The following is a 3,749-nucleotide window of genomic DNA, read 5'->3' as shown; positions in this document are numbered from 1 at the left end:
CTCGCGCGTGATGGCCTCGATCTACGAGCAGTTCCAGCAGGAGCCGCGCTTCCGGCCGTCGTCCCTGGTGCCGCCGCGCGTGGCCGCCGGCCTGTTTGGCCGCAAGAGCGGGGAGGGCTGGTACCGCTACGTGGACGGCCAGCCGCAACGCCCGCCTGCCCGGCCACTGCCCCCCTTGCCCGAGGCGCTGGCGGTGTGGGTGGACCCGGCCGCGAGCGGCGCCGACGGCCTGCGGGGGCTGATGGCGGCGGCCGGCGCGCGCCTCGTCGACGGCCCGGGCAACGCCGACCTGTGCCTGGTGATGCCCTGGGGCGAGGACGCCACCGGCGCGGCGCTGCGGCTCGGCCTGGACGCCACCCGCTGCGCCGCCGTGGACCCGCTGCCCCCGCTGGCGCTGCGCCGCACGCTCATGCTGACGGCGGTGACCTCGCCGGCCGTGCGCGACGCGGCCCACGCGCTGCTGGCGAAGGACGGCACGGCCGTGACCCTGATCAACGACAGCCCCGGCTTCATCGCGCAGCGCGTGATGGCCACCATCGTCAACATCGCGGCCAACATCGCGCAGCGCGGCATCGCCAGCGTGGCCGACCTGGAGGATGCGGTGCGGCTGGGCCTGGGCTACCCGCAGGGCCCGCTGAGCTGGGGCGACCGGCTCGGCGCGGCGCGCCTGCTCGAGGTCCTGCGCGCGCAACTCGCCGCCACCGGCGACCCGCGCTACCGCCCCAGCGCCTGGCTGCAGCGCCGCGTGGCCCTGGGCCTGCCGCTGACCACGCCGGAGGCCGAACGATGAGCGCGGTTGACCTTGAGCACCTGCGCCAGTGGGTCGGCCGCAGCGACAGCCGCGAACAGCATCTGGACCCTTTCCCGGCGCGCGCGCTGGCCGGCCTGCTCGACCATGCACAGGCGCCGGAGGAGGGCGATGCCCTGCCGCTGCCCTGGCACTGGCTCTACTTCCTCGATGCGCCCAGCCGCGAGGGCACGGGCGTGGACGGCCACCCCCGGCGCGGCGGCTTCCTGCCGCCCGTGCCGCTGCCGCGCCGCATGTGGGCGGCGGGCGAGCTCACGCTGCACGAGCCGCTGCGCCTGGGTCGGATGGCACGCAGGACCTCCACCGTGCGCAGCGTGGACCTCAAGCAGGGCAAGGCCGGCGCCTTGGTGTTTGTCACGGTGGCGCACGAGCTGGAACAGGATGGTCAACCCCGCCTCAGCGAGTTGCAGCACATCGTCTACCGCGAAGCGCCCACCGCGCCCGCGCCGCTGCCGCCCGGCGAGGCCGCGCCCACCGACGCGGACTGGCGGCGCGACCTCGTGCCCGACCCCGTGATGCTGTTCCGCTTCTCCGCGCTCACCTACAACGGCCACCGCATCCACTACGACCGCGACTACGCCACGCGCGAGGAGTTCTACCCCGCGCTGGTGGTGCACGGCCCGCTGCTGGCCACGCTCCTGCTCGACCTGGCCGCGCGCGAGCGGCCCGGCGCGCTGCCCGCGCACTTCGGCTTTCGCGCCCAGCGACCCGCCTTCGACACCGACCCGCTGCGCCTCAACGGCCGCCCGAACGCCGGGGCCGACGGCGCCGCGCTCTGGACCAGCGACCCCCAGGGCTTCGTCGGCATGAGCGCCACGCTGCGCTGGCGCTGAGCGGCCCGCACACGAACTTCCACAGGAGACCCACTGATGACCCATCCCCCCTACGACGTGGTCGTGATCGGCGCCGGCGCCGGCGGCATGAGCGCGGCCGCCCACCTGGTGGCCGCCGGCCGCAAGGTGCTGATCGTGGAGTCGCAGGACCGCCTCGGCGGCCGCGCCTCCAGCGAGGAGATCGACGGCTTCATCGTCAACCGCGGCGCCATCGCCATCGAGCGCGGCAGCGGCTTCGAGCAGACCTTCGACCTGCTGGGCGTGCCGCTGGACGTGCGCGAACCCCAGCCCGCGACCGTGTTCCGCATCGACGGCAAGATCATCGACCCGAGCAAGGGCGGCGGCTGGAACCTCATCCTCGGCGGCCTCACCAAGGCCGCGGCCAAGATCGGCGCGAGCTTCGGCGACGTGCGCAAGGGCAATGCCGAACTGCCCGAGGAAGCCCTCAGCACCGAGGACTGGCTCAAGAAGTTCACCAAGAACGCCACGGTGCACCGGCTGTTCCGCAACTTCTGCGCGGCGATCTGGGCCGCCAACGCCGACGAACTGCCGGCGCGCGCCTTCCTGACCTACTTCGCTTTCAAGGGCGCCTTCAAGCGCTTCGGCTTCTGCCCGCGCGGCACCATCGGCCTGTGGAACGACCTGGGCGCCGGCATCCGCGCCAAGGGCGGCGAGATCTGGCTCGACGCGCCGGTCCGCAAGATCCACGTCAGCGACGGGCGCGCCACGGGCGTGGACGTGGAGCGCCACGGGGTGACGCAGCGCGTCGACGCGCGGGTGGTCATCAGCAACGTCGGCCCGGCCGCCACCATCGCGCTGGCCGGCGAGGCGGCGCTGGGCGCCGAGTACGTGGCCAAGGCCCGGCGCGTGCTGCGCCCGGCCGCGAACATCGTGGTCAACTTCGCGACCCGGCAGCGCCTGATCGACCAGCCCGGTCTCATCACCTTCGCCAACACCGAGCGGCTGTGCAACATGGGCGAACTCACGGCGATGTGCCCCGAGATGGCGCCGCCGGGCTGGCACCTGTACGTGGCCTACGTGGTGCCCAAGCCGGCCCTGGGCGACTTCGACGAGAAGGCCGAGACCGAGCTGGGCCTGCAGGACCTGCGAAACGAATTCCCCGGCTTCGCCGACGCCAGGATCCTCTCGATCCGCGTGATGCGCGGTGAGTGGCCGGCCCAGCGCTCCTGTGCCGGCTTCGACCTGCCGCAGGAGACGCCGCTGCCCAACCTCTGGAACGTGGGCGATGCCGTCAAGGACTACGGCGGCGGCGGCACCCAGGCCTGCGTGGACACCGGTCGCGAGGCGGCGCACAAGGCGCTGGGCGTGCTCGGCGTGGGTCAAACCGCATGATGCGCGACATGAACACCGCCCTGCAACGCCCGCTCGCCGACGCCTCGGCCGTGCTGGCGCGGCTGCGCTCGCTGTTCGACGCGGGTGTGCTGGTGCTGGCGCGCCATTGCCTGGAGAACGGCCGCCTGAGCGCGCGGCGCCTGGACGCGGTGCAGGTGCCCAGCTTCGAGATGGCCTGGGCCGGCGCCGAGCTGCTGGCCGCCGAGACCGCCATCGCCGCGCTCACGCCCGACAGCGACCCGCTGGACGCGCGGCTTGCGCTGGTGTTCACGGTGGACGCGGTGGTCTCGCTGCTCGACCGCCTGGACGCGATGCTCGCCGAGACCGGCGAAGACCCGGCGGCGGTGGACGCGTTGCGCGCGGCGCCCGAGTGGCGCGCGCTGCGCCGCGCCGTGGGCGGCGCCGAGGCCCTGCAGGCCACGGGCCGGGGCGTGGTCGAGGCCCAGGGCCTGGTCGGCGATATCGCCCTCGACGAGGCCCATGGGCTCGCGCAGGATGCCTTTCGCCGCTTCGCCGCCGAGGTGGTGGCCCCGCAGGCCGAAGCCATCCACCGGCACGACCTCACCGTGCCCGAATCGCTGCTGCAGCCCATGCGCGAGATGGGCGTGTTCGGCCTGGCCATTCCTGAGCGTTTCGGCGGCAGCGCGCCCGACGATCGCGAGGACACCCTGCTCATGGTGGTGGTGACCGAGGCCTTGTCCGAAGGCTCGCTGGCGGCCGCGGGCAGCCTGATCACGCGGCCCGAGATCCTCACG

At 73.8% G+C, this 3,749-nt stretch carries 4 protein-coding genes; all 4 read left to right on the top strand.

The features are described 5' to 3' along the window. Window positions 1–790, top strand: a 790-nt coding sequence (locus BGO22_RS02720) for a 3-hydroxyacyl-CoA dehydrogenase family protein (protein WP_286848755.1), incomplete at its 5' end; no start/stop codon positions are given. Then, window positions 787–1,641 carry an HTD2 family dehydratase gene (locus BGO22_RS02715; RefSeq protein WP_070399250.1) on the top strand — a complete coding sequence of 285 codons (855 nt, stop codon included), beginning with the start codon at window positions 787–789 and terminating at the stop codon, window positions 1,639–1,641. The genes BGO22_RS02720 and BGO22_RS02715, both read left to right, overlap by 4 nt. Before the next feature lie 36 nt (window positions 1,642–1,677). Further along, a complete protein-coding gene (locus BGO22_RS02710) occupies window positions 1,678–2,994 on the top strand; it encodes a phytoene desaturase family protein (protein WP_286848752.1) in 1,317 nt (438 codons plus the stop codon). A gap of 8 nt (window positions 2,995–3,002) precedes the next feature. Then, window positions 3,003–3,749, top strand: a 747-nt coding sequence (locus BGO22_RS02705; protein WP_286848749.1) for an acyl-CoA dehydrogenase family protein, incomplete at its 3' end; no start/stop codon positions are given.

Source organism: Hydrogenophaga sp. 70-12, assembly GCF_001897365.1.
GTDB lineage: Bacteria > Pseudomonadota > Gammaproteobacteria > Burkholderiales > Burkholderiaceae_C > Hydrogenophaga > Hydrogenophaga borbori.
This window is presented reverse-complemented; position numbering and strand designations above follow the sequence as displayed.